Origin of the sequence: Synechococcus sp. NOUM97013 (genome assembly GCF_014279815.1) — a bacterium.
Classification (GTDB): domain Bacteria; phylum Cyanobacteriota; class Cyanobacteriia; order PCC-6307; family Cyanobiaceae; genus Synechococcus_C.
This window is the reverse complement of record NZ_CP047941.1, coordinates 1,467,344-1,491,644: the sequence shown is the minus strand read 5'-3', so window position 1 is coordinate 1,491,644 and position 24,301 is coordinate 1,467,344. Positions and strand designations below refer to the sequence as shown.

At 56.2% G+C, this 24,301-nt stretch carries 27 protein-coding genes; 12 read left to right on the top strand and 15 right to left on the bottom strand.

Annotated features, from left to right (window positions below; all coding sequences use genetic code 11):
- Positions 1 to 71: 71 nt before the first annotated feature.
- Positions 72 to 1,511: a DNA recombination protein RmuC gene (gene rmuC / locus SynNOUM97013_RS07960; protein WP_255442655.1), complete on the top strand. Its 1,440-nt coding sequence runs from the start codon at positions 72 to 74 to the stop codon at positions 1,509 to 1,511.
- 60 nt (positions 1,512 to 1,571) lie between these two features.
- Here rmuC and SynNOUM97013_RS07955 read toward each other — a convergent pair whose 3' ends face one another.
- From SynNOUM97013_RS07955 to SynNOUM97013_RS07925, 7 genes are read right to left on the bottom strand one after another with little or no spacing between them, the layout of a single operon-like run.
- Positions 1,572 to 2,453, bottom strand: a complete 882-nt coding sequence (locus SynNOUM97013_RS07955) for a GIY-YIG nuclease family protein (protein ID WP_186479261.1) — start codon at positions 2,451 to 2,453, stop codon at positions 1,572 to 1,574.
- Positions 2,450 to 2,797: a M48 family metallopeptidase gene (locus SynNOUM97013_RS07950; protein WP_186479260.1), complete on the bottom strand. Its 348-nt coding sequence runs from the start codon at positions 2,795 to 2,797 to the stop codon at positions 2,450 to 2,452. The genes SynNOUM97013_RS07955 and SynNOUM97013_RS07950 overlap by 4 nt, the downstream gene beginning before the upstream one ends.
- Positions 2,794 to 5,718, bottom strand: coding sequence for a type I restriction endonuclease subunit R (locus SynNOUM97013_RS07945; RefSeq protein ID WP_186479259.1), 2,925 nt, complete (start codon positions 5,716 to 5,718; stop codon positions 2,794 to 2,796). The genes SynNOUM97013_RS07950 and SynNOUM97013_RS07945 overlap by 4 nt, the downstream gene beginning before the upstream one ends.
- A 9-nt stretch (positions 5,719 to 5,727) precedes the next feature.
- On the bottom strand, positions 5,728 to 6,069 hold the full coding sequence (locus SynNOUM97013_RS07940; RefSeq protein WP_186479258.1) for a hypothetical protein: 342 nt from the start codon (positions 6,067 to 6,069) through the stop codon (positions 5,728 to 5,730).
- The gene (locus SynNOUM97013_RS07935; RefSeq protein ID WP_186479257.1) at positions 6,066 to 7,352 is read right to left on the bottom strand and encodes a restriction endonuclease subunit S; all 1,287 of its coding nucleotides are present in this window, start codon (positions 7,350 to 7,352) and stop codon (positions 6,066 to 6,068) included. Before SynNOUM97013_RS07935 ends, SynNOUM97013_RS07940 begins: the two co-directional genes overlap by 4 nt.
- Positions 7,349 to 9,196 (bottom strand): class I SAM-dependent DNA methyltransferase, encoded by a 1,848-nt coding sequence (locus SynNOUM97013_RS07930; RefSeq protein ID WP_222929817.1) that lies wholly within the window; start codon positions 9,194 to 9,196, stop codon positions 7,349 to 7,351. Before SynNOUM97013_RS07930 ends, SynNOUM97013_RS07935 begins: the two co-directional genes overlap by 4 nt.
- The gene (locus tag SynNOUM97013_RS07925; RefSeq protein WP_186479256.1) at positions 9,196 to 12,669 is read right to left on the bottom strand and encodes a TM0106 family RecB-like putative nuclease; all 3,474 of its coding nucleotides are present in this window, start codon (positions 12,667 to 12,669) and stop codon (positions 9,196 to 9,198) included. The genes SynNOUM97013_RS07930 and SynNOUM97013_RS07925 overlap by 1 nt, the downstream gene beginning before the upstream one ends.
- Before the next feature lie 150 nt (positions 12,670 to 12,819).
- On the opposite strand from SynNOUM97013_RS07925, the gene SynNOUM97013_RS07920 reads away from it, so the two are divergent.
- Positions 12,820 to 13,125, top strand: coding sequence for a hypothetical protein (locus tag SynNOUM97013_RS07920; RefSeq protein ID WP_186479255.1), 306 nt, complete (start codon positions 12,820 to 12,822; stop codon positions 13,123 to 13,125).
- A gap of 50 nt (positions 13,126 to 13,175) precedes the next feature.
- A complete protein-coding gene (locus SynNOUM97013_RS07915; RefSeq protein WP_186479254.1) occupies positions 13,176 to 14,138 on the top strand; it encodes an NAD(P)-dependent oxidoreductase in 963 nt (320 codons plus the stop codon).
- Here SynNOUM97013_RS07915 and SynNOUM97013_RS07910 read toward each other — a convergent pair.
- Positions 14,108 to 14,863: a bifunctional 2-polyprenyl-6-hydroxyphenol methylase/3-demethylubiquinol 3-O-methyltransferase UbiG gene (locus SynNOUM97013_RS07910; RefSeq protein WP_186479253.1), complete on the bottom strand. Its 756-nt coding sequence runs from the start codon at positions 14,861 to 14,863 to the stop codon at positions 14,108 to 14,110. The two genes, SynNOUM97013_RS07915 and SynNOUM97013_RS07910, sit on opposite strands and share 31 nt — an antisense overlap.
- 282 nt (positions 14,864 to 15,145) lie before the next feature.
- Here SynNOUM97013_RS07910 and SynNOUM97013_RS07905 point away from each other — a divergent pair, with 282 nt between their 5' ends.
- On the top strand, positions 15,146 to 15,511 hold the full coding sequence (locus SynNOUM97013_RS07905; RefSeq protein WP_186479252.1) for a hypothetical protein: 366 nt from the start codon (positions 15,146 to 15,148) through the stop codon (positions 15,509 to 15,511).
- Positions 15,512 to 15,700: 189 nt separating this feature from the next.
- Here SynNOUM97013_RS07905 and SynNOUM97013_RS07900 read toward each other — a convergent pair whose 3' ends face one another.
- The 3 genes from SynNOUM97013_RS07900 to SynNOUM97013_RS07890 form a co-directional block, all read right to left on the bottom strand.
- Positions 15,701 to 16,348, bottom strand: coding sequence for a hypothetical protein (locus SynNOUM97013_RS07900; protein ID WP_186479251.1), 648 nt, complete (start codon positions 16,346 to 16,348; stop codon positions 15,701 to 15,703).
- 455 nt (positions 16,349 to 16,803) lie between these two features.
- A complete protein-coding gene (locus SynNOUM97013_RS07895) occupies positions 16,804 to 17,310 on the bottom strand; it encodes a Nif11-like leader peptide family natural product precursor (protein WP_186479250.1) in 507 nt (168 codons plus the stop codon).
- Between the two features lie 169 nt (positions 17,311 to 17,479).
- Positions 17,480 to 17,689: a DUF3104 domain-containing protein gene (locus tag SynNOUM97013_RS07890; RefSeq protein WP_370586474.1), complete on the bottom strand. Its 210-nt coding sequence runs from the start codon at positions 17,687 to 17,689 to the stop codon at positions 17,480 to 17,482.
- 629 nt (positions 17,690 to 18,318) lie between these two features.
- Between SynNOUM97013_RS07890 and SynNOUM97013_RS07885 the strand changes: the two genes are divergently transcribed.
- The gene (locus SynNOUM97013_RS07885; RefSeq protein WP_186479249.1) at positions 18,319 to 18,684 is read left to right on the top strand and encodes a hypothetical protein; all 366 of its coding nucleotides are present in this window, start codon (positions 18,319 to 18,321) and stop codon (positions 18,682 to 18,684) included.
- A gap of 2 nt (positions 18,685 to 18,686) precedes the next feature.
- Here SynNOUM97013_RS07885 and SynNOUM97013_RS07880 read toward each other — a convergent pair whose 3' ends face one another.
- A complete protein-coding gene (locus SynNOUM97013_RS07880; RefSeq protein WP_186479248.1) occupies positions 18,687 to 18,830 on the bottom strand; it encodes a hypothetical protein in 144 nt (47 codons plus the stop codon).
- Between the two features lie 347 nt (positions 18,831 to 19,177).
- Between SynNOUM97013_RS07880 and SynNOUM97013_RS07875 the strand changes: the two genes are divergently transcribed.
- Together SynNOUM97013_RS07875 and SynNOUM97013_RS07870 are read left to right on the top strand one after the other, a co-directional pair.
- Positions 19,178 to 19,630, top strand: a complete 453-nt coding sequence (locus SynNOUM97013_RS07875) for a hypothetical protein (protein WP_186479247.1) — start codon at positions 19,178 to 19,180, stop codon at positions 19,628 to 19,630.
- A 283-nt stretch (positions 19,631 to 19,913) separates the two neighbouring features.
- Positions 19,914 to 20,531, top strand: coding sequence for a hypothetical protein (locus tag SynNOUM97013_RS07870; RefSeq protein WP_186479246.1), 618 nt, complete (start codon positions 19,914 to 19,916; stop codon positions 20,529 to 20,531).
- Between the two features lie 22 nt (positions 20,532 to 20,553).
- On the opposite strand, the gene SynNOUM97013_RS07865 is transcribed toward SynNOUM97013_RS07870, so the two are convergent.
- Positions 20,554 to 21,021 (bottom strand): hypothetical protein, encoded by a 468-nt coding sequence (locus SynNOUM97013_RS07865; protein WP_186479245.1) that lies wholly within the window; start codon positions 21,019 to 21,021, stop codon positions 20,554 to 20,556.
- A 10-nt stretch (positions 21,022 to 21,031) separates the two neighbouring features.
- Between SynNOUM97013_RS07865 and SynNOUM97013_RS07860 the strand changes: the two genes are divergently transcribed.
- The 4 genes from SynNOUM97013_RS07860 to SynNOUM97013_RS07845 all read left to right on the top strand — a co-directional run bounded on the left by SynNOUM97013_RS07860 (position 21,032) and on the right by SynNOUM97013_RS07845 (position 22,817).
- On the top strand, positions 21,032 to 21,346 hold the full coding sequence (locus tag SynNOUM97013_RS07860) for a hypothetical protein (RefSeq protein WP_186479244.1): 315 nt from the start codon (positions 21,032 to 21,034) through the stop codon (positions 21,344 to 21,346).
- A 30-nt stretch (positions 21,347 to 21,376) separates the two neighbouring features.
- Complete coding sequence (locus tag SynNOUM97013_RS07855) at positions 21,377 to 21,598, top strand: hypothetical protein (protein ID WP_186481664.1); 222 nt, start codon at positions 21,377 to 21,379, stop codon at positions 21,596 to 21,598.
- 26 nt (positions 21,599 to 21,624) lie between these two features.
- The gene (locus SynNOUM97013_RS07850; RefSeq protein ID WP_186479243.1) at positions 21,625 to 22,332 is read left to right on the top strand and encodes a response regulator transcription factor; all 708 of its coding nucleotides are present in this window, start codon (positions 21,625 to 21,627) and stop codon (positions 22,330 to 22,332) included.
- Between the two features lie 281 nt (positions 22,333 to 22,613).
- Positions 22,614 to 22,817 (top strand): hypothetical protein, encoded by a 204-nt coding sequence (locus SynNOUM97013_RS07845; RefSeq protein ID WP_186479242.1) that lies wholly within the window; start codon positions 22,614 to 22,616, stop codon positions 22,815 to 22,817.
- Positions 22,818 to 23,114: 297 nt separating this feature from the next.
- On the opposite strand, the gene SynNOUM97013_RS07840 is transcribed toward SynNOUM97013_RS07845, so the two are convergent.
- Positions 23,115 to 23,696, bottom strand: a complete 582-nt coding sequence (locus SynNOUM97013_RS07840; protein WP_186479241.1) for a glutathione S-transferase family protein — start codon at positions 23,694 to 23,696, stop codon at positions 23,115 to 23,117.
- A gap of 94 nt (positions 23,697 to 23,790) precedes the next feature.
- Between SynNOUM97013_RS07840 and SynNOUM97013_RS07835 the strand changes: the two genes are divergently transcribed.
- Positions 23,791 to 23,964: a hypothetical protein gene (locus SynNOUM97013_RS07835; protein ID WP_186479240.1), complete on the top strand. Its 174-nt coding sequence runs from the start codon at positions 23,791 to 23,793 to the stop codon at positions 23,962 to 23,964.
- Between the two features lie 30 nt (positions 23,965 to 23,994).
- On the opposite strand, the gene SynNOUM97013_RS07830 is transcribed toward SynNOUM97013_RS07835, so the two are convergent.
- Entirely contained in the window at positions 23,995 to 24,276 is a 282-nt protein-coding gene (locus SynNOUM97013_RS07830) for a hypothetical protein (protein WP_222929816.1), read from the bottom strand.
- Positions 24,277 to 24,301 lie beyond the last annotated feature (25 nt).

Below are 24,301 nucleotides of genomic sequence, written 5' to 3'. Positions count from 1 at the left end.
TATTTCTCCCTCAGTTGAGGGATTCCCTCGTGGGCCTTTGGGTGCAGCCTTAAGCAACTGACGGTTCAGCTTTGGCTCCCACCCTTCTGTTCATCACCGGTGTGCTCGCCGGGTTGATTGCCGGCTTCATTCTCAGCCGGATGTTTGGCCGTAGCAGAAGCGGTGATGGCTCCGGCGAGATCCGGCTCTTGGAAGAACGGCTTCTGAAGGCTGATCAGGGCCTGGCGCAATTCAGCCAGCAACTTGACGCGCAAAGCTCCGAGCTCCGGGCGGCACAGCAGCAGGCGCAACAGGCGAGCGAACAGGCGGCGGTGAGCCGCACTCAGCTGGAGGGCGTGAGCCAGGAGCGGGATGCGCTGAAGGCTGGGCACGACACAGCATTGGCGGCAATGGATCAGCTGCGCCGTGAGAAAGAAAAGCTCACAGCAACGATGGCGGAGGTGGCCGAGAAGCTGCGGAGCCAGGAGAGCCAAACCCAGTTCCTCGAGCAGGCCCGCACGGATTTGCTCACCCAGTTCCGCTCGCTGAGTGGTCAGATGCTGGATGGCTCCCGCGAGGCGTTGCTCAAGAGCACCAAGGAAACGGTGAGCGAGCCGTTTGCCAAGGAGGTGCTGCAGTTGCGCCAGCAGGTGGAGGCGTTGCAGAAGGATTCCAACGCCAAGCTCACGGTGCTGGCGGAAACCACCCGAGATCTGCGCCAGCGCAGTGAAGACGTGCAAGGCGCAGCCCAACAGCTCACCTCCGCGCTGCGTTCGCCGAATGTGAAGGGCCAATGGGGGGAGATGAACCTGCGCCGGATCCTGGAATTTGTGGGCTTGATCGCCTACTGCGACTTCGACGAACAGGTGCATGTGGGCACTGATGAGGGTGCCTACCGGCCGGACTGTGTGATCACGATTCCCGGTTCACGCCGTTTGATCGTGGATTCCAAGGCACCGATCGAGAGCTACCTCGATGCGTTGCAGGCCAATGATCAAACCCAGCGGGACGCAGCACTCACCGAGCACTTGAAGAAGGTGCGCAGCCACATTGATCTGCTGAGTAAGAAGAATTACGCCGGCAAGCTCAGTGCCTTGGGCCAGGTGGTGGATGGGGTGGTGCTGTTCATCCCGGTGGAAGGTGCCCTGTCGATGGCATTGGAGCGGGACCCGCAGCTGCTTGAGTACGCCTTCAGCAAGAACATCATCCTCACCTTCCCCACCAGTCTTTTGGCGATCCTGAAGGGATTGGCGATGACGATCCAGCAAGCGGAGATCGCCAAAAACATCGATGAGATTCAGGCTCAGGCGGTGGAACTGCACAAGCGCTTCTCCACCTTCATCGACAAGTTCAACGACATCGGCAACCAACTGAACCGCCTGAACAAGAGCTTCAACGCAGCGGTGGGATCAGCGCAGAGCCGGTTGCTGCCGCAGGGCCGGCGCTTTGCGGAGCTGGCGGGCCAGAGCGGTGAAATCGATGTGAGCGATCAGATCGATGAGGTGGTGCGGGAGATTCAGGCGGGGGAGTGACACATATACGCTTTGAAAATGAGGCTTGCCCTCTTTTGGCTTATTGGAATGGGTTCTGAGTTAGAGATTCTCTGCCTCGGTCGCGGCTGCAGCAGCTTCATCTTGATAGGCCTTTAGAGTTTTTCCATTCATGTCTTTCCAATTGGTCCGTCCATTTGCTGAGCGGGCTAAAAGCATCACAGCAGCTTGGGATGGTGAGTTGAACTCGTAATCCTGAGCAAGGCTTAAATGGCCTTTTGACTGTATGAAAACGCCTTGGTTCTCCAGTTCAGATCTTGCTGCAATCACATTTGCTGGTGTGGATTCAACGAACTCAGACCTGGCTTCAGCACCCTTAAGGACGGTGAAGCCACCAGGCGACTCAAAGCCTTTCCCAGAGGCATCTGGCCCACTCAGATGAAATGTCTTCTGGTCTGATGTTGGTGTCTTACGTACAGGCTGTTCGAAAGCGCGAAACCCAAGCACTGGGCAACAAAGTAGGAGCTCTTCGAGGAAGCCGTTAGCCTCAGCTAGATCCATCTCTGCCAGGGAGATGGAGCGGCCTTGAACAATATTTTCTAATCGACATCGCTTTGCCTTTTCAGCAAGTTGAATTAGTTGAGCTTCAAGATGCTGGGCATGCGCTTTGTTGAGGTAACCGTCTTTCGATGTGAATGCAAAAGCTGTAGTCCAGAATTCTTTTGCTTGATGCTGTTCCAAACGGCGGCCAAGAGGATCAGCTTCACCGACATATACACGGTCAGACCCTCCTTCAGGCCCTGGCCCTGATAGTAGATAGACGCCTGGACGGCTGGCTTCTGGCCTTTGGGTGAACTCTTTCAGTTGGGAGCGGGGTATGACGAAGCCAATTCCGCTCCAGTTCGTCTTTTCGACGATGCGCATGCCTTCTGGTTGGCCAGAAGGAACAAATAGGCGTAACGCGAATGGGCGGCTGGGCTTCATCGGTCGTTGTTCAATCTTTGATTAGGTGTGATTGTTTCGCTGGCGATGCGTTTGAGCTCCTGCTCCGCTTGTTCCCAATCACCCAGATGAGCACGCATCAAACTCTTCCAGAGCCGCCCGTGGTTGGGAACGCTGAAGTGGAGCAGTTCATGGACGATCACGTAGTCCCAAAGGGAACGGTCGAGGTTGAGCAGGTCGATGCTGAAGTTGAGATGTCCATTGGTGGAGCAGGAGGCCCACTTGTTTCGCATCGGGCGCATGCCGATCCACACCACATTCACCTCAAGCTGTTGAGCCCATTCGTGAACCCTTGATTTGAAAGCTGCTTTGGTGGCTGTTGTCATCCGATGCGATCCGCCTTCTCTAGCAGGGTGAAAAGCTCATCAACGATCGGTGTGACTTGATCCAGTTCATCGCATTCGGCATAGATTGCAAAGGTGATCTGCTTCCTCAGCTCTCGAAGAGAGTTTTCACTTCGCTTCCAGTTAGGCAAGGATAGGAAAGCGGCCTTGATCTTGATGCTCACGGCCTCGGGGTTGTTAACCTTGGCATCAAGGAGGGTGCGATAGACGAAAAAGGTGAGCTCATCGAAGCCCTTCTCCGCTTGCTCATGCTTGCGGGTTTCGTTCTTTTCAAGCTCTTGCAACAGTGCTTCGAGGGCCTCGGAGGTGGAGGTCTGCCGTTGCTCAAAGCTCTCTTGCACAAGCCTGGCCCGTTCGGCCATTGCGATCAAGAAGGGATCGTCGCTGTTCTCTTCTGCAAATTTCTCGATGCTCTTCACCAGGTTGATCACCTTGGAGCCGCCTCCCCCCTGTTGGGCTTTGATCAGTTCAATAGTTTCACTGTTGATCAGCACTGGCTCCAATGGGTTGCTGAAGGATTGGCTGCTGATGTGCTCCTGCACAAGTGCATTGGTTTTTCGTTGAAACTCACGATCCACTGTGATTGTGTTCGTGTAGGCCTTCCGAACAATGGAGTAAATCGCAGAAAGCGAAGCGAAATCATCTAGGAACGGGCGCAGAAAGGCGTCGGGGGAGATGATCTCGTAGAGCATTTCAATCGCCTTGTACTCCCTGAAAAACTCCTTTCGACGTTCAGGGTCACGGAAGTGCTCGATGAGGGTGTCGACGTCCTTGTCGTTGAAGTTCTGCTCGATGAGTGCGAGATACTCGGGCGCTTTCTGTTCCATCTTGTTCTGGAACAGCACCATCAGCAGCTTGAGGTTTTTAACGATGGCATTGATTTCCTCGCTATCGAAGGCGAGGGCTTTCTCGAGCTTGTCGAAGATGCCAACGAAATCGAGTACAAATCCGTGAGGCTTCACCATCTCCTGGGCCTCGTTCTCGTAAGGGCGGTTCACCCGGGCGATCGCCTGGAGCAGGGTGTGGTCGCGCATCGGCTTGTCGAGATACATCGCGTAGAGCACAGGCGCGTCGAAGCCGGTGAGGAGTTTCTCGGTGACGATCAGGATCTTGGGCTGCTGGTCGAGCTTGCAGAAGCTCTTGCGGATCTGCCGCTCCTTCTTTGGATCGAGGTGGAATTCTTTGAGCAGGGCTGAGTCGTTGTTGCTGCCCGTGTAGACGACCTCGGAATACTCAGGCGGAAGGACCTGATCGAGGGCGTGCTTGTAGTGGGCGCAGGCTTCGCGGTCGACGCCGACGAGGAAGGCCTTGTAGCCAAGTGGCTCGACGTTCTCGCGGTAGTGCTGGGCGACGAACTGCGCCACCTTTTGGATGCGCTCTTTGCCCTTGAGGAAATTCTTGAGGTTCACCGCTCGCTCGAGGATCTTATTCAGCTCCTCGATGTCGGCAACGCCCTCGGCCTCGGCGAGGGAGAGGAACTCCTCATCGAGCGTCTCGTGGGGAACGAGCATTTCGTTGGGGGCTAGCTGGTAGTAGAGCGGCAGGGTGGTGCCGTCCTCGATGCTGTCGGCGATGGAATACTTGTGCAGGTAGCCCTTGTCGTCTTCGCAGCCGAAGGTCTTGAAGGTGCCCTTGCCGTAGGTGGTTTTGTCCACCGGGGTGCCAGTGAAGCCGAGGAAGGTGGCGTTAGGCAGGCCGGCCATAAGGAAGTTGCCGAGGTCGCCGCCAGTGGTGCGATGGGCTTCATCGATCAATACGTAGATATTTGAGCGCGTGTTGAGATCCGCTGGCATGTCGCGGAACTTGTGGATCATCGACACCACGATGCCTCGGTAGTCGTCTTTCAGGAGCTGGTTGAGCTTGGCGATGCTGCTGGCGTGCTCCAGATTTCCTAGGCCCAGCGCGGCGAGGTTTTTGAGCATCTGATCCTCCAGCTCGTTCCGGTCGATCATTAGGAGAACGGTGGGCTTGTCGGCCGCCTTCTCTCGGAACAGTCTCTCCGCCGTTTTGATCATGGTGAAGGTCTTGCCACTGCCCTGGGTATGCCAGACGAGGCCGCGGGTGCGTTCTGGCTGCAAGGCACGGACGATGGCGGCATCAACCGCGCCGGTCTGGTGCTGACGAAGGATGTATTTGTTCAGTTCCTCGTCTTTCTCGGCGAAGACGATGTAATCCTTCAGGAAGGCGAGCAGCTGAGGGATGGCGCAGAAGCTCTTTACTTTGGCCTCCAGGTTGCCGACTTCCTTGTTTTTCCAGTTGAAAATATTTCTCCGCACCGTGTTCCATGTAACCCCGTAGGAGAAGCCGATGGCATCTGTGGCGGTGAAGAGCTGCTGGGGGACAAAGAGCTCGGGCGTCTCGCGGTGGTAACGACGGATCTGGTCCACACCGAGAGCGATTGCCTCATCCTTGCTGGCGTTCTTGCATTCGATAACCAGCACAGGGATGCCGTTGATGAGAAAAACCACATCCTCCCGTGTGCCGTAGTGGCCGTTGTCATAGGCCCACTCCTCAGTGACTTCGTAGACGTTGTTCTTCGGATCGTCGTAATCGATCAGGATCAGGTCGCGCTCGCGGTTTTCTTCGTGATCGAAGAACTTCCCATGGTTTCGCAGGTATTCAACGAATTCTTGATTGCCGTAGATATTGTTATGGAGATGTTGAAACTCCCCGAGCAATGCGCCCTTGCCGTCGCTGTAGCGGGGGTTAAATTCCCGCACCTTTTCGACAAGCAGGTTGTCGAAAAAGAGAGAGCAGCCTTTGGCGCGTTCGGCAGGAGGGAGGTTGGTCTCAAAGCCACGCCGCTGCTCGGCTTCCTCGCGGGACACAATCGACCAACCGGTGGCCTCGGCGTATTCGAGGATCCGGGCTTGGACAGTTTTGTGTTCTCCGGGAGTTGGCATAGTCAACTTCTATCGTTTTGAAACAAGGTGTGCGTCTAAATCGTTAATACTTACTTTTGCCTTACGGGGGTCTGTTAATGCAGTAACTTTGCCATGAACCTGATTATTCTCTCCGATTAATCCGTTGAGCAGACTCCCAACAAGGTAATTAGATTCGACGTTCAAAAAGGCACGGAACTTCTTCTCTTTCGACGTCCCGTGAGTCGTACAATCGTCAGCCTGAATCTCGAAACTTGCGGCTTCTTGGGCGAAGACACTGAATATTCGGTCTGAGAGATTCAGAACATAGAGGCAGCCGATTCCAAGAAATTTCTTTGACGCCGGTTTTTCGCTCATGTTCAGCAAACTCATGCGACGGCCTCCTCGCTAAGTTCGAGTTCATGAACGCGGGTCTTTGCGGTCATCAGTTCGTGGAGGAGGGTGCGGAAGAGGTTTCGGAGGACCTTGGTTTTGTCAGACGCGTGGGCCGTTCTTGCTTCGGTGGCATTTAGTGCCGCAACAATCTCAGCTTGCACCGCAAGCGAAGGCTTGGGAACGAGGATCGATTTGACGTCACCCTGGTTGATGCTTGACTGCGCAACCGCCCGCTTTGCAGACCCGATAATCTGTTTCTTGCACAGTGGCGAGTTAAGGAACTTGAATACATATTCATTCTGAACTTTTAACTTATCGACCGAGAACCGCATCATATTCGATTCAAATACCATCTCGCCGTCGATCTTTCCGACCAGGGCTGTCTTGCCCAAATGAGAGAGGCTGTTCACTCGGTTGATGACAATATCGCCAATTTCTAATCCGTAGGATTCGATCTCGGTGCGAGCTAACGCGACGACGTTTCCTGCATGGGTAACGACATCACCATCATTGCTGAAGTCGTCGATTCGAAGAATTTGGGTACCTGCGCCATAGTCTTTCTTTGGCTTATAGAGGCCGTTTTGAGGCTGTTTAGCTAACAGTGACCCCAATTCCACCACTTCCCAGCTCTCTGGCACGGGGCCGATTTCGGTTTGCTTTTGGGGCTCGTTGCGGAGGCCTTCGGTGAAGAGCTTGTGTATGAGAGCCTTTTTGAGCTCGGTGGTGGTCTGAATGATCCGTTCCTGGGCTTCGATCGCTTGCTGCACAGTCGAAAGTATGTACGCGATCTTTTTCTGCTCGGGGAGTGGCGGGATTGGTATAGAGAATGAGGAGACGATTCCCTTGTTGATATTCTTCTGGGTTGATTCGACGTTTAGACGAGCCAAATGCGACTTGTGTGCCTGCAAGCAGAAGGAGAGATATTCTCTGTCGCAGTCCTCTCGAGGGATTATTGCGAGGATTGCCTGATTTGTGGCGACCGGAAACGTCGTTATCACCGTCGCTCCGATCGTCGCATACATCGACAAAAGGACTGTGTTTTTAGGAACTACCCATGCGCTGCAGGAGTTCAGGCCTTCTTGCGTCAAAGTTTCTTTAGTCGACTTTAAATAGATGCCGCTGCTTGTCATATCGTCAATCAGGACGAAAGGGATCTCTCCGCCGAAGTAATCCTTGTTCTTTCTACTAGGAGTTCCGCCAGCCTTCAATGTAGTGGCAAGCTCGTCTATCCGAACGAGGGTCCAATCCTCAGGAAGCTGGAAATCTGGCCATTCGTTCATATCCCGATCTGCTCCAGAATCTCCCGCAAGGCTTTGTCGGTTTCCTTGGCTTCCGCCTCGATAGCCTCGAGCTCAGCGACGATTTCCCCGATTGGCCGGTAGGTTTCGGCGTCGCCTGTGTGGATGTAGCGGCTTGGGGAGATGTTGTAGTCGTTTGTCTTGAGCTCTTCGAGGTCGACGATGCGGCTGAGTTTTTCCTCTTCCTTCCACTCGATGAGGGTGGCTGTGATGCGATTGATGCCTGCCTCAGGGATGTAGTTCTTGGGGTCGCCCTTCTCGAAGATCTGGCTGGCGTTGACCAGGAAAATCTGCCCCTGCCTGTTCTTGGGCTTATCCCTATTGAGGAAGAGGACGATGCCAGGGGCGGGGGTGTTGTAAAAGAGGTTCTCTGGTAGGTAAAGAACACTCTCAATGAGGTCGTGGTCGACGAACCACTGGCGGACTGTTTTTTCCTTGTTGGTGCCGGCATTGCCCGAGCCGCGTGAGGCGGCCCCGGTGTCGAGGACGACGGCGGCCCGGCCCTGCTCATCGAGGCTGGCGAGCATGTGCTGGATCCAGCCCCAGTCGGCGGAGGATTTGCCGGGGAAGCCCGCGCCTGCTGGGAACCGGCTGAGTTCGTCGGCGTCATAGTCGGTTTCAGTGAACCAGTCCTGGTTCCACATGGGATTGGCGACGACACGATCGAAGGTGCGGAGTTTGCCGCTCTTCTCGGCTCGGAACTTGGGGTTCTTAAAGGTGTCGCCGATCTCGATCTGGCCTTCCATGTCATGGATGATCATGTTCATGTTGGCCATGGCCCAGGTTTCAGGGACGTACTCCTGGCCGAAGAGTTTCAGCGGTGCATAGTTGTTTACACCAGTGGCTTTTTGAAGCTCCTGCATGGCGAGTTCGCATTTGATAATGAGGCTGCCAGATCCGCATGTTGGGTCGTAGATCTCCATTCCAGGCTCGGGCAGGAGAACGCGAGCCATGATTTCCCCGACCTCCCCAGGGGTGTAAAACTCGCCGGCGCTTTGGCCGCCACCCTCAGCGAACTTGCGTATGAGGTATTCGTAACTCTTGCCGATAATGTCGGCCTCGACGTCTTTTAGGCCGAGTCGTTTAGTGCTGATCGCCTCGATGAGATTGGAGAGGCGATCGTCATCTAGGTCGCGTTGGCCATGGGTTGTGGCATTGAAGTCAATTCGATCGATGATGCCCTTGAGCAGTGGATTAGAGCTAGCAATTGCTCGCATGTGCGATGTGACGCCTTCACCGATCTGTTCAGTGAGTTTGCGAATGCATGACCAAACCGGCTGATTAGGATCTTCTGGCCTCAAGGGGAGGTAGAAGCGGACGAGTTTTGGGTCGGCGTCGACCAGGGTGAAGGCTTTCTTGCGGGAGCCGACTTCGTCCGCGATTCGGTCAAGTTCGTCGTCGAAAACATCGCAGAGCCGCTTTGTGAAAACGAGCGGGAGGATGTAGTCCTTGTATTTCGGCGCATCTTTTGCACCACGGATTGAGCAAGCGGCGTCCCAAATCCATGATTCCAGTGATTTGTCCGAGTTGGTGCTCTTGGCTGTGGCCATCTTTTTCTCTGCCTTTTTGCTGCTTGTCTTGGATGGGGTTTCGACCCCAATTGCTTTGAGTCCACCCCCTGGCCCTTTCGCTGCTTCTGCTATCCCCAGCTCAATGATCCGAGCTTTTATTTGTTTCAGAGTCATATCGCTAACCGGCTCGCCAGCTGCTTTTTCGAGCGCATCTTGTATTTCTTCGTTGCTGACCCTTCTGCCGTCCTCTGGGATTAGCGGAATAACTTCATTGCTCAGCTCGTTGATATCAGTCGACATTGCAAAATTACTCATCAGCCCATTACCTCACACAACCGATTGATCTGTTCGGCATCCGCCACCGTGTTGGCAACGCCGCTGGCCAGGCCGGGCGAGCCCACCACGATCGAAAGGCATTGCGCCCGGCTGATCGCCACATTCAGGCGGTTGGGCTCCAGCAGAAAGCCAACACCGCGCGGGGCGTCATCACCTTTGCTCGCTGTAAGCGAGTGAATCGCAACCGGGGCCTCCTGCCCTTGAAACTTGTCCACTGTGCCAACCCGTGCCCGGCCATGCAGCCGTTGCTGCAGACGGTTCACCTGCAAGTTGTATGGCGCTGTCACCAGGATGGTGTTGGCATCAAGCACGCCTTCTTCTGTGCGGTTGCCGCGGGAAATGGCGTAACGGCTGCCCAGCAGTGCATCCACCAGCTGCTCAATTCGATCGATCTCCTCTGGGGCATGCACGCTTCTGCCGCTGTGCTCCACCGCTTCAAACACCAGTCCTTGACCTGGGTATAGCGAGCCATCACTGCCCTGGCAGGCCGTGCGCCAGGTGATGCAGTTTGTGCAATTCCCTGGGTTGGCTTGCAGACGGCTTTCGTAGAAGAGCTCGCTCACCATCGCCGTGAGGCTTGGCTCCATCCGCCAGCTGGTGGGGAGGAACACCCCGCGATCGTCGGGCACCACGGCTTCCCCTTGCATCCAAAACTCCAGGCAGCTCTGCCCCGAGTCGCCATGGTGATCGGCCTGGGAGGGCTGGGCCAGTTGCTGTTGATCGCCCACCACGAGGATTGAGCGGGCGCAGCGCGCCATCACCAGCAGATTGGCGAGCGACATCTGCCCGGCTTCATCCACCACCAGCAGATCGAATTGATCAGCGAGCTCTTCCCTGCAGAACATCCAGGTGGTGCCGCCCACCACAGCTGAGCTCTCATCTAACTGGCCTGGCTTCATCACAGCGATGCCTGCATCGGCCATCGCCTCTTCTTTGGAGTTGCTGCACTTCACCACCTGGCCGCTCACCCCAGCGTCCGCGCAGGTGCGTTTGGCTTTTTTGAGCAGGTTGTTGATGGCGGCGTGGCTGTTGGAGCTGATCGCAATCCGCTTTCCATGCTGGGCCAGCTGCGCGATCACCTGGCTAGTGACGGTGGATTTACCCGTCCCCGGTGGCCCCTGCAAGGCCAGGGTGATGCCGCTGTGGCTGGCGAGAAAGTCCGTTATCAGTGCACTCACCCGGTTGGCATCGCCCTTGAGTTCGTCGTTGAGCGCTTTGAGTGCGGGCAGCGGTTGGCGTTCCAGCAGTTGCTGGATCGCAGCTGGGAGCCGTTGGTTGCGATCGATCCAGGCTTCAGCCTGTTCTTCCAGGCTTGCTCTGATCGATTTGCTGATGTCGGCCGGCACCTTGATCAGGCTGGTGGGGCCCTTGGGGATGCCGTCGCCGTCACCATTGGCTATGCGTTGATCGCGTTTGCTCCAGGGCAGCTTCAGGCTCACCCGCCCCTGCTCGGCATCAAGTGCATCCACATCCAGCTTCAGGCCCGTATCGGGTAGCTCCAGTTGCAGGCGCTTGTCGCCTTCGCCGCCATGCAGCTTCAGCGGCTGGCTGGGATCAAAACGGAAGTGGTGGATGTCGGCGCCGGTGCGGGCGCTGGGGCGTTCCTCCACCCCCGTCCACTCAGCAGCGGCAATGGCTTCGCCGTCATCGATCAGTGCATCGGGGCTGAGCTGCGCTTTGTTCCTCCGATCGAAGTAGGCCCACCAGCCCACCTTGGCTTCGCGATGATGGAAGGGCAGCAACTGGGCTAGCAGTTGTTGGGCCCGCCAGCTCAGGCCCCGTGGCCCGATTGCATCAGGGTCCGTGAGTGGGTCGGGGAGTTCATCAAGCAGCCTTTGGCTGAGCAGTTCGAGGGGATAGGCCTCCCGCGCTTCCTGCTCTTCGTCTGTGGTGAGCTGCAGCGGTTGCTCCGGCAGGCCTTGCTCACGCCTGAGCTTGAGCAGCCAGTCGTGCAGGAAGACGGTGCTCTCGCAGTCTTCGCGGTTGTAGTCCTCAATCGCCTGCAGCTTCGGGCTGGCATTTGGCGCATCGCCTGGGATGGCGGGTTCACCGGAGCTCTGCCAGTGCAGGTAGGCCACCACGGAATCACCGGCATTGGTCACCCCCGCCTGGCGGGCATCCATATAAAGGTATTCCACCTTCTTGATCGAGTAGCTGGGCTCGCCCAGCACGATCGAGCTGGTCACGATTGGCAGCAGGTCCACCAGCAGTTCGCCGCGCAGCCACCCATCGATCTCGGCTTCGCGAGTGGCGTGCTGCTGTGCCAGGCGGCGCATCGCTGTTTTCTCGTAGGCGGCGTAGTGATAGATCCGCAGGCCTGGGAACTGCCGGCGCCGCTCTTCCACCCAATCCACCCATCCCTCGAAGGCGCGTTTTTCCTCCGCTTCGCTGTGGGCCCAGAACGCTTTGAACAACGGTTCCCCCTCTGGGGTGTTGCGGTAGCAGGCGCCGAAGAGGTATTCGAGTTTGCTGCCGCCCACCGGGTCATGGATGCCTTCCATGTCGAACCAGATGTCTCCGGCATCAGCCGCCGGCAGAGCCGCCAGGCCTTTGCCTGATTCGATAGGCCGCAGGCGATAGGCCGGTCGGCCATCAGCATCCAATGGCTGCAGCTGGAGTTCGGCCTGCTGGCGCAGCTCATGCAGGGCTTCTCCAGTCAGGCCCGCGATGGCGGTGCCAGCCGGAACAGCGGCGAGATCTTCCATCGTGCTGATGCCAGAAGCGCGCAGCTTCTGGCGCTGGCTCTGGCGCATGCCCGCCACCAGCATCAGATCGCGGGCCTCCTCGAGCCGTTGCTCGATGAATGTCGACCAGCTGCCGTGATCTCCCGGTGCATCCTCAGGAATTACCGCTGGATCGAAGCCTTCGCGGAACCGGCGGTAGCGCTGCCTCAGTAATTGGTACCAAGCCCAGAACTGATCGGTGCCATAGGGCTGAAACTTGCCGCCGCCCAGGTAGAGCTCGAACTGATCGGGGAGATGCCCCAGCATTGGGGTGAGCAGTTCGCAGTAGGCCGAGGCCTGCACCAGGAAGGTGGTTTTCGGCTTGCTGGCGAGCTTGCACTCGATCGGGATGTAGCTCCACTCCCCCAGCAACGAGGGGCGATCAATGCGCTTGAGCAGGTCGGCACTGCCGCGCATTTCGTCGTTGCAGAGCGAGGCCTGGTGGATGAACTCCACTCCTTGGGCCATCGCTTCACGGGTGGCGGCGTAGTCGGCGTCGGTTTGTTTGCCGGGCAGCCGGGCAATGCTGTGGCCTGCTTTTTCCAACTTGGTGAGCAGCACCTGCTCGTGGCGCAGGCCATCGGCAAACAGCTGCTGATCGAGCTCACTCACCGCTGGCTTGCTGCCTTCAAACAGCTTCTGCGCCTGCAGCTCCTCCCACCAGGCACCAATCACGGGGCTGATGCTGAACAGCGACAGCTGGCTGGGTGTGATCAGGCGCGTGGGCATGGCTGCATTTTGGTCTGTTCATTCTTTGTCGGTTGTTTGGAATTCGCATCACCCAAACGAGTGGGGTGTTGGGGGTGATGTCTCCCTCATTCGAGGGATGTCTTGTTTGCCCGTGCCACCGAAGCTCAGGTCATTTCCCCTGGATTGGGCATGCCACTGCACTTGATTCCCAATGAGCAGTTGCTGCTGGAGCGCATCCCTGATCCGGAGGCAGAGCTTTGGGGATGGGAACGCTTCGCCCACACCATCAACGGTTACGAGGTGATGGGCGGCTTTACCCCATGCGCCGATCTGGCGAATAGCGGAACGCCAACCACGCTCACCGAGCTGCGCTGTTGTTTGTTCTTTGAGGCACGGCGTGAACGTCATAGCGGTGGGTTCTCATCCAATGAGGAATGGATTCGAGAGCTGCTGCGAGCGATTCGACAGAAGGTGGAAGACTGCGAATTGGATTGAGCTTTAGGGGGGCCATTACCCCCAAACTCAATGAAAGCGATCACAGACCGATGACGGGGGATGCACAGCAGACAGCAGTTGGAAGGCAGCTCCCCCGCGCCGTCTTTCTGGATGCCCTCAGCCTCGGGCCCGTGGATCTGGCACCGATCGAGCAATGGTGTGAGCTGACGGCCTGGCCATCCACCGCCAACGACGAGCGTTTGGAGCGGTTGCGCGACGCCGAAGTAGCCATCACGAACAAGATCCCTCTGGATGGGGAGCTGTTGCGTCAGCTCCCGAAGCTGCGCCTGATCTGCGTGGCCGCCACTGGCACCGATCAGATCGACCATGCCGCCTGCCAGGAGCTGGGCATCCGCGTGCACAACGCCGGCCGCTACAGCCGCGCCTCGGTGGTGCAGATCACCTGGGCGTTGATCCTCGAGCTCTGCTGCGCCATGGATCAGCGGCGGCGGGATGTGAGCCAGGGTGTCTGGCAGCGCAGCCCGGTGTTTTCGGTGATCGAACCGGAGTTCGATGAACTGGAGGGTCAGACCCTGGTGGTGCTCGGTGCCGGTGACATCGGTCGTGGTGTGCTGGCCATCGGCGAGGCCTTCGGGATGCAGTGCATCGGCCTCACCAGCCGCAGCAGCGATGCCGAGCTGGAAGCAGCTCTGCGTCAGGCCGACGTGCTCAGCCTGCATGCGCCGCTGACGCCGCAGACCCAGAACCTGATCAATGCCCAGCGGCTCAGTTGGATGAAGCCAACCGCCCGGCTGGTGAACATGGCCCGCGGCGGGCTGGTGAATTGCGACGATCTCTGCGTGGCCCTGCGCAGCGGCCAGATCGCTGGTGCCGCTCTCGATGTGCTGCCGGTGGAACCTCCCGGCCTTGAACTGCAGGGCTTGCTGGACACCCCCAATCTGTGGATCAGCCCCCACATGGGCTGGAGTTCCCGTCAGGCCCGCAGCCGTTTAGTGCAGACCCTGGTGGGACAGTTGCAGGCTTATGTCTCTGGTGAAGCCGCTTCAGCCTGATTGCCGGCTCGGCACAGCCAGAGGCGGATGAACAATCCCTGATAAAGCTGCACAGGTGCACGCCAACCGGCTTGCTTCAGCCCAGCAACGAGCCGACTGGTATCCAAGGAAAACACCACGGTGTTGCGACTGTCCTTGATCTTTGCAAGCGTCTCTTCGGGTACGCCCCGGTCGAGTAGTCGTTGCCAGGCCACATTGAACACCTCACGTTGACTCTCGTCGTCCTCCGCTTCGCTGTAAGAACTCAGCAACAGCACCCCGCCATCCGCTGTGCATTGCGTCAGTTCATGCAACATCGCGTTCTGCTCTTCGCTTGGCATCAGGTGAAGCACGTTGTGGCACACCACCAGATCAAAGTGGGCGCCTTTCAGTTCGCTTTTGAGCGCCTCATCCAGGGAGGAGAGCAGCAAGCGGCAGCGGCTGCTGCCGGGGTGATCGGCAACGGTTTTGCGGCATTGCTCCAGCATCAGCTCACTGGGCTCGAGAACCGTCACTGCAGCGTCAGCGCAGGCGTTGAGAAGGGGGGGAAGCTCATCGCCCGGGCCTGGACCCACCACCAGCACCCGCTGGGCATCGCTGGCTGTGGCCTGGATCGCAGCTCTGGCGATCTCGTGCAGAACGTTGTGGCCGGGGATCGAGTCCTGAATGCTCTTGCGGTAGGTGCGTCCGTACTCGCCATCGAAATCAAGGGAGGGCATCGCGGCACCGTGGTGAAGCTGTCTCAAGGATGGTCGCTTCGGGCGATTCAGGCCTGAAGGTTGCCGATGCCGTTGTGCAGCCGCTCTAGGTGCAGGCCCCATCCACTGGAACTGGTCATCGCCCATCTGTTGTTGGCCTGTGCTCAGTGATTACAGGCAAAGCGCAGGTGTCAACTTGTTGGGAAGGTGTCGTGTGATCGCGCACGTTCAGTGACCCGGATGATCAAATCGCAGCTGTGCTCAGAGACCAGTCTTTTCAGCGTTCCTTGCCAGCGTGCAGAGTAATCAATAGATCAAGTGGACAGCGCTATGAACAAAGTTCTGATCGCCTTGCTTGCTTTGAGTTCTCCTTTACAAGCGCAGGGGCTGCCCGCATCGACGATTGAATCCGGTCTGATCAGCCAGAGTGACCCACCATTAACCATCACTTATGCGCAGTCGGAGGATAATCCCGTTGAGTTTGCACTTTCGATTACAACTGCCGACGACCCAGCCAAGGCCGATAACGGACTTCCTCTGTCGACTGCAATTTTCGTGAACTGTAGTTTTGGCACTTACACGGCATCGTTTGGATTTCTGGCAGAGGATCCCCGTGAAATAGCTGAGACGATCGCTCATGATTTCTGTATCAAGCATGAACGGGCGTTCTCGCACAAACTATTTGTCCCTTGGTGATTGATCGAGTCGATGCTTCTCCTCAATTGGTGATTTGTTTGGCTGTCATGTTGGCTTCCCGTTGCTGCAGACCCTCGTGGCAAAAAGAGCTGATCGACTCTTGTTAGGAATTTCATCAGCTGCCTAGCAATGAAAAACCCCGCCTTCCGACGGGGTGATGAGGCGATGGTGTTGCAATAACGTTGATTTCTAGAAAACAGTTGGTGAACCGCCAGGGTCGATGGTGCTAACGAGGTTATTTACGATATCAACGCTGGATGAATCCAGCCCGATGGCTTCGGCATCGTTCATTCCTCCTGAAACAAGACCTTGCACAAGGTTGACGGGCTCGATGACAAAGCGGTTATCGCCTCTTAGGTCAGTTGTTTGTAATTCGCCCTTGATGTCGCCGAGCTTCATAAAGCCATCCACATCCTCATCGACATAAGCATTGGTTTTGCTGGCGGCCTTTGCTGTCAGGTAACTCGAACCAGGACCACCATTAGCTGCAGTCCAGTCGATGTTCTCCTTAACGCCGATCACCACATCGTTTGAATCAAAGTCCTGAGTCGTTTGATCTTCAAAGGATGTGGCACTGCCATTGGTCCAGACATTCATTGGACGATCTTCACCGGTTAGGGAGTCACCGCCAGGACTTGGCTTGAAGCGGTCGTCACCAGCGATGTCGCCGAGCTTCATGAAGCCATCGGCTTCAGGTTTGTTGAGGTTGGGATTGGCAGTGAAGCTGCTGTTAAGTGCGCCGTAAGCAGGCATTGGTTTGAAAGCGGTGGAGGGTTGTTCCCTCTCGATGCACTCACCATCTCCGCAATCAACAACCCAGGTAATGACCTCAGTCATCTGGAGCTGTGATGTTGGTCACGGAGCATCAGTTGCAGCCCACAATCCGATCCGCTTCCTCCTCGCTCATCAATGGCACTAGGAAGTCCCGCTACAGCTCATCCACCGCGTCCAGCTCCAGCATTTGGCGTTGGGCTGTGTTGTGGATGCTTGGCTGCCAAAGATGCGCCCGTTGTGAGCACTCCCTAAGGAGTAATCGGTGAATGAGCAGTTCTTCTCAGGTATTTGTTTCCAGTCCTATGCCAAAACCCAAGAGTCCACGGTGAGTGGACTGCAAATGGGTTGGGAGGTCGACCACGGGGGTGGTCGCCTCTTTTTTATGAATTGCGATGGTTGCCGAGAATCAATTCTAAATAGGGATTCAGACAACAAAAAAACCGCGAAGTGCGGGCGATGGTGCCAGGTGTTGAAGGCTGATTGATGCGATTACCCTCGTGGTGATCAATCCTTGATTTTCAGCATTTCATTGTGAAGGGACAGCCTGTCCAGCCACCGCATGTCCCGACAAGCGAAGGATTGCCAGCGCCGCTAACTGCTTCAAGCTCTTCAGCGCTGATGTCGTGTTTTGCAATCACGTGGTCTTCGGTAATCGCAAAACCCTCGTCTGTCGCGATCTTTGCGATCGCTGCGTGACTATTTGCAGTTCGAACTTTTTCGATTAATGAACTGTCGCCCTTCAGAGCATTAATAAACGCTTTGAGATTCTCTTCTGACATCGGAGGGCGTAGAGCTACAGCCTGGTCATAGCAACGGTCGGTAGTGGTGACGACCGCTTGCGCGATGATGAAAAAGAAAAGAGCGAAATCATTGACATTCAATCGGGGTGGAGAAATTGCTTGCCACCCATTTTGCGTTGAAGTCGCTGTAAGCAACACCTTCGAACCCTTCGGGTCCGAGCCCTGCCCCAAGTGAGTAGTTGCAGGAGAAGATCCAGAAAGCGCCGTTACGACTAACACCTGCACGAGGTTCCATCTCAAAAGCGAATAAAGCTATGAGGAGAAATGGGGAAAGCTTGATAAAAAGCTGTTTTGGGGAGATTTTCGTTGCCATGGTTTAAGTGCCTTCAGCCATGAGCATTCCTGCGGCAGCAGTCTTTTCTAGCTGGGGCTTGATGTGCTTTCCACTTTGTCATCAGCACTGAGGAAGGATGTGAGTCACCAGGTCGGCATTCACCCAACGGATTTCCCCTGTATCCACATCGGCTATCTGGCAGAGGTTGAAGTCTTCTGGTTTTCGAGCACCGCCACCGCAGTGGATCACTTGGCCCATCCACCAGTCCCTGTCCTGGCTTTCACCAGGCAGGACGTCACATCTGACGATGACGGTCATGCCTGCTCTCACGTCCAAGAACTGAGGACTGGGGATCAAAGACTCGTGGATGCCGTGATCGATGGACAAGAGTAGTAGAACAGATGATCTACTGACGGTAGCTCTCTTGTCCGTTGCTGCAACGGGGCTATTGCAAGTCCACTGAGCGCTTGAAGGGTTCGGTGGTGATTAAAGACCCCAGCTGTGCCAGTGGTTCGGCAAGGATCACAGCGGACAGAGCCGTCCCTGCGCTCCACTGCGACGTCTTTCCATGTGTCGGTGTGGAGGTTCAGGTCAGCATTTGTCTCAATCTGAACGACGAAGCCCGTCAGCTCGTCCATCGACATGTCGGCTGAGTCGATGATTTGCCACATCTCATCAAATGTTGCCTGTCCATTCCGGAGCGTCTGTGTCAGTGCACGAGAGCCGAGGTCCTCGAACACCGTGTGTCATGGCAGCAGTTCTTATACGCCGGTTGCAGCTCGACCAGCTCTGTACATATCCACCTCTGCCTTTTCCAATTCTCGAATCGCATCTCTGCGATCTACTACGCAAGCTGCTTATGAATGTCAAGCATCAACCATTCCTTATCTGTCTCTCCGAGGAGGTTTGGCCTCCGCTATTGATGTCAGGATTATGATGTGAACCGCTTTTTCTCAGTCATGGAGCTCATAGCCGCACTTATTGTTTTCAGCTGCTCAGGATTTGGAACGCAGACAGATGTCTTCAATAACGGCATGAGAGAAACGACTCAAAGCGAAATAGCTGATAAGCGCATCACTGTCGAGAAAAGCACAGGCTCGGTTTTGATTGATGGGAATGCGTATGAAGCCGTGATTGGAAATGGAGATGTAAGAGTGGACTACGAGGAAGATTATGGTGTGACGAGGGACTTCGATCTATACATCGGCCTGGCCGATGGCTACTTTGAATGGAACGACTCTCTGCCTCTTTTCAATGACCCAAACAAAAGGAGACGGTTGATCAATGTGACTGGAAAATGCAAAGTTGAAGAAGTCAGTAACTAGAGCTAGACGTCGGACTTCATTTCATCGATGTAGCCATCCTTGTCAGCAGATGGCATCGGGATCTCGCGGTTGCCAAGCCTTCGACAGAGGTCCTCGTTGTCCTGAAGCGACTGATTGATGACCAGTAGTTGGATGCTGGTGGTCATGCCTGAAGTTCGATCACGCGCTGACTTAATCAGAGGCTGTCGTTGGCCACCAGCGGCATGCCCAACAAGGTCGGCCTCTCGTTGATCGTTTCGACCCAGCCAGGCGGAGAGGGCTAGTTAGTGAATGCTCAACAGCAGCCGTTGGTGCAGTTCAAACCCAACTCTGCACCGATTGACTCGCAGTGGGTTGCTCTGAGAGAAGCCCAAGGTTCCAAGATTGTTCCAGTGGATGATGTCAATACTTGCGAGATCACCCGGCTCACCGCTGATCTGGCGACCCGCATCGTTCCCTGATTCTGAAGTCGCTAACATCATTGGCAAGCCCCTTTGATGTTAGGAGTGGAACCATGGTCACTCTCAATCGTATTTGCCTCAGCATCACGGCAGCATTAGCTCTTTCTAGCTTTGCTTCCATTGCTTCACCACCAGGTGTTTTAGCTGAAACAACTTCTGTCCAAGATGCGTTGGAAGAAGAAGTTCTTGAACAAGAGGATGTCGAACAAGTTGCGGTGGCTTTCGCAATGTTGGTTTGGCTGCCACGGTTAGAGGGTGCATGTGACCTCTATAAAAAGGGATTTTTTGCTGAGTCAGAATTGCCAGAGGCTTATCGCATTCTCTACAAAAGTTATGCGATTGAAAACCCCACTGCTGAAGCAAATAAAACCTTTTCTAAGCTTATGAAGCTTCTAGCGGACGGTCCTCAGGCGATGGCAGACTATTTTCAAGAGGATGATGTAAATGAATTTGATGGTAAGTTTTTTGCTGGTTGTCCGCTACCGAATAAGGCATTGGGTTTCTAGTTAAAATTGATTGGCCGCTCAGCAAAACTTGATGCGAGTCCTTTTCACTGTTCTGCTCTCCCTCACAGCTTTGGTGGTCGTCTTGATGACTGGTGTGAAGGGATCCGACAGCTACACGACCCACATCGGTTCACGGACCCCTCCCTCCGAAGCGGGATGTTTTCAGTCAGGGGAGGTCGAAACGGATGAGGGACAGTTGCTCAAGGTCTTTCGTTGTCCTATTTGAGCTACGAGGCCAGTCTTTCCCCTAAGAAAACTCTCGGTGTTGATGCATGCTCCGTAGGTGTCGTTCGAGCTTCTGGTCCATGCCTCGTGCCGTTGTCGTCTGTGGGATGTGGTGAGCCAGTCGCAACGTCCTGACGGACTTGCGGTTCTCCTTGTCTTCAAAGCCCATGAATACGATCAGCGCTTTGACCAGCTCCTCGAACTGCTCCTCTGTGATCGTTTTCTCGCGTCGCGATCGCTGATCTTTGGGCACCACCAGGTGGTTGAAGTCAGGAATCAGCGGAGTCCCGAGTTGCAGGCCGTGATTGCGAATGAGGCACTTGATCTCACCTCTCACCAGGCGCGAGATCTGCTTTGTCTTGAAAGCATTGATGGCGTCTCGAAGCGTGTTGCTGACGACCTTCGTGCCCAAGTGATCTTTGCTCACGCCATCGGGCGTGCGCTCTGTGGCGAGCTGGATTTCTGGGCCGCGATTTTTTGTCTACAGGCTTTGGACGATCCGGGCGCTTTCGGCTGGGATTCAGTAGCGCAATCACCAGTCGCCTACTTCCACTCGCTGGAAGACGGCAACTTTACCCCCCAAGGATTTCGATTGTATCAAGGATCGGCGTCAACGAATTTGTCACACGTTTGTTGCATCAATCGCCTCAAATCACACGTTGCTTTTTATCCCTGAAAGGAATCTCTCTAGAAATTCGTCAACTTTTGAACAGCTCGCTGGTCATGGTGCGATAGCGCTGCAGTGAGGGTCCGGGCTGGCGCTTGCGGCTGGGCAGATTTTTGCCTGCCAGCAGGTGCTCGGGTGCGTAGTTCACCATCAGCGCTGCAGGCTGATTTTCGGCTTCTGTGGCCAGCTCAAGAGCGATTGCTTCGGCGGTGGTGAGCACGCTGGTTGGCTCGGATATCGCGTTGGTGGCGTCGGCAACAGCCGCGATCTCCGATGTCGTGGCCTCGTCAGATTGGGTGATGGCATCGGTAGCTGCCTCTGGCACCAGTGGCAGCGGTCTCAGCAGAAACAGACCCACCGAGAGTGCCAGCAGTGAGGCCACGGTGCCGCTCAAGCCGAATTGCACGCCGTAGAAGTTCCACACCGTGCCGGAGATGGCCAGCCCCAGCACGCCCACGCCTGCTGCACCGGGGCCGCTCAGTTGCTTGATCAGTTGCATGGCGTGCTGAATGGTTGAGGAAATCTTGTCGCGTTTAAGTCCCAACCGCGAGATCGAGGGGATTGCTGGTGGCTTCGATGATCAAGATCGATATGACTACAACAGAAAGGTCGGCATCGACGCCATGCATTCTCTTGTTCTCATTGCTCAGTTACTGGCCCAGGATGCGGGCTTCGAGCAGTGGGTCGACAGCCGCAATCCAGCTGAGCTCTGCGAGATCTATGCGAGCGGTTTGATCGACGACACGCTTCTTCCTGGCGGGCGTGCGCAAACGCCGTGTAGCAACGGCAATGGCGATAACCCTCTCGAATACATCCCTGACTAACAAGAGCTCTCCCTCGAATGAGGGATGCGGATGCATCAATGGGCTGTCTCAATGGGTGGACATGCACTTCATGTCGGCATGCCTCCCGCCTACGACCTCATTCTCAAGAAATCGGGTGGCCTGATCACGCGTACCATTCATGTGGCGGATGCGGCTGAAGCTTGGCGTCTGGCCCGGGAGCGTTATCCCGAGAGCATTCGGGCGGTGGTTTGTCAGGACACAGCTGCAGCTGAACCGTCCGGCCATCGCTAAAACAGGTCTAAAGCAGATGCCCTGTCATGGAGCTGCGGCTTGAGTCGCGCACGATGCATCAAGCCCTTGATGCCGTCAGTGAGTTCTTTGAGAGGGAGCAGGTGGTGGCCTGCATGGGCGATCGCTTCGCTCTGAGTTGCCTGTGCATGACCGAGCCGATTCGTCGCTCGATCGTGGGTGCTGCCACCACGGAAGATGAAGGTTTCGAGCTGGTGCAACGGCATCGGCCATCGCTGTTGATCTGCAGCTCTGATCTCGAGAGCGGTTACGGCATCGAACTGCTCCGGCGGGTGAAGCGGGAATGGCCCAGTTGCAAGCTGATGATCCTTCTGGTGCGTGAAACCCAGGCCGTGGTTCAGGAAGCGCTGGGGGCTTTTGCGGATGCGGTGATCTTCAAATCAAGCCTGGGGACTGGACAGGGGGATTTCGTGCAGGCCTTGGCAACTCTTGCTGAGGGTGGTGTGTATCTGCCGGAGCAGATCCGCAAACTTGGTTCAGAGGCACCGCGTCCGGATCTGCCGCCGTTGATCGAACAGCTCAGTGAGCGTGAGTTGGAGGTCACCTCTGCTGTGGCTCGCGGCCTCACCAACAAGACCATCGCCGCCAGCCTTGGGCTCTCGGTGGAAACGGTGAAGACCCATGTGGTGAATGCCATGGGCAAGCTCGGAGCCCGGGATCGCACCCAGCTGGCGGTGCTCGCCTTGCTCTACGGCTTGATCGACCCGATGGGATGACCGTGTCAATGGAGCCGTTCCAGCACCAATGGCTCTCTGGGAATTGACAATAAAAAAACCACCGCGACAGACAGGTCCTGCGGTGGCCGGGTGATGGGGGAATGCACAGTTTGCCGTGCGAGATGGGCCGGGTCAACACTGCATGTGGTGTGCGCCGCTGATCTCAGGCACTACCCAATGCCTCTGGATTCAGCGAAACCGATACGGATTCAGACAAGGGTGATTGCACGCGTCGATGGGGTTGGCCAATCTGCGGGCAAGCCTGCGGATTCCATCGCGGAATGAGTCAATCCTTTCAGGGTCGTCCAACGCTCGTTGATCACGTTCTCGTGATTCGCGAGGAGATCAAGCTGCTCGAAACCTCCGTGGAAGCACGGGAGAAGGTTCTCAGGGCCATTGAAGCGACGGATTTGTCCCAGGCGCAGACGATTGAGCAGGCCATCAGCTTGATCATCAAGACCTACTCCACGGATCCCCGGCAGTGAGCGGAGGTTCTGCGCATCAAAAAAGAGCGGTGTCCCACCACCGCTCTTCGATGAGGTCGCCATCTCAAAGAGACGACGTCCAGTCGCAGCCTCTTTGATCCAGGTCCCCAAAGCATCCCGTCCCCGGGCGCTTTACAAACTGTAACGCGCTTAGTCTCAGTCTGTGACTTGTTGGATGCTTCCCGTTTTGTCCGGTGATCCCAATCGTGCGTGATTTTCTCTGAAAGGGTTGTCAAGATTGGCTTGTGTCATCACGGCGCACGAGGAGGCCTTGAACAAGCCTCCTTTTTTGTGCCTTCAGCCCATGCCCATCACCTTGCGGTAAGCCGGTCGTTGCTGGGTGGCTGTGATCAAGGTTTCGATTCTTGGGTAGGCGCTCAGGTCTTCGCTGGGGAAGAACAGCTTGATGTAAGCGAGATAAGCCGTCACGGCGCAGTCGGCTGCGCCCCAGTTGTTGCCCACGAGGAACCCCTCGCTCAGCTGCTTGTCGAGTTGCTTGAGCAGCCGCGGCAGCACCTTTGCTTTCTGATCGGGAACAAAAATGGCGAAGGCCAGGGTGGAATTGGCGAAGTGGGTCCACTGACTGATCAAGGACCGATCGCCAGGTGCGGCGATTTCCCCGCCGTGGTGCTCCGCCAGATGCAGCAGAATCGCGCCGGATTCGCAGATGGTGACTGGTTGTCCGCTGGCGTCGAGCACGCTCTCATCGCGCATGGCGGGGAGCTTGCCAAAGGGGTTGATTGCCAGAAAGTCCGGTTGCAGGTTCTGGCCGCTGCCGATCGACACGTCCACCAGCTCATAGGCAATCCCCTTCTCCTCCATGTACCAGCGCGGCATGGAGGCACGCGTTTGTTGACCGCCGTAAAGCTTGATGCTCACTGCCTTTTTGTCGAGAGTTCAAGCCTGCGGTTTTAGCAACGATTGCGCCCTGTGGGTCTGTTAGGACGTTGCGCACCCAGAGCTCACTCTGTCGATGCGTCGCCGCCCTACGTGGACACTCACGCAAAAGCAGAGGCGTCTCTGGAATGTCGGCGCCTTCCTGTTGATCATTACCGTTGTGATCACACCTGGTGGTTCGATGACCGCCCTTGCACTCGTGATCGCGATCGCGATTGTTGAAAAACTGTTCATCCGACCGAGTGACTGATGCGGCCTGGTGGATGAAGGCGGTCAGGTGTCAGTCGCGATATCGCAGGCTGCAGTCATTGCGACGCGCCTGGTCATTGAACCCGTTAGCCATTTGGCGTTGTTCGCGTGAGCTGATGCCACTGCGGATGATGTCCCGCTCCAGTCGATTCAGCACTTGCTCTACCTGGCGTCGGCTGTAGCCGCTGTCGAGCATGGCGCAGGCCACGGATGCGGCACCCATGCCGAAATCATTGCGCCAAGCCCGTGCCGCGGGTGCCAGCAGACCGGAAGAGGCGACGGACACAGAAAGCAGCAGCAGTAATGAGCGCATGACCCTGGTTTAATCCAGCGAATTT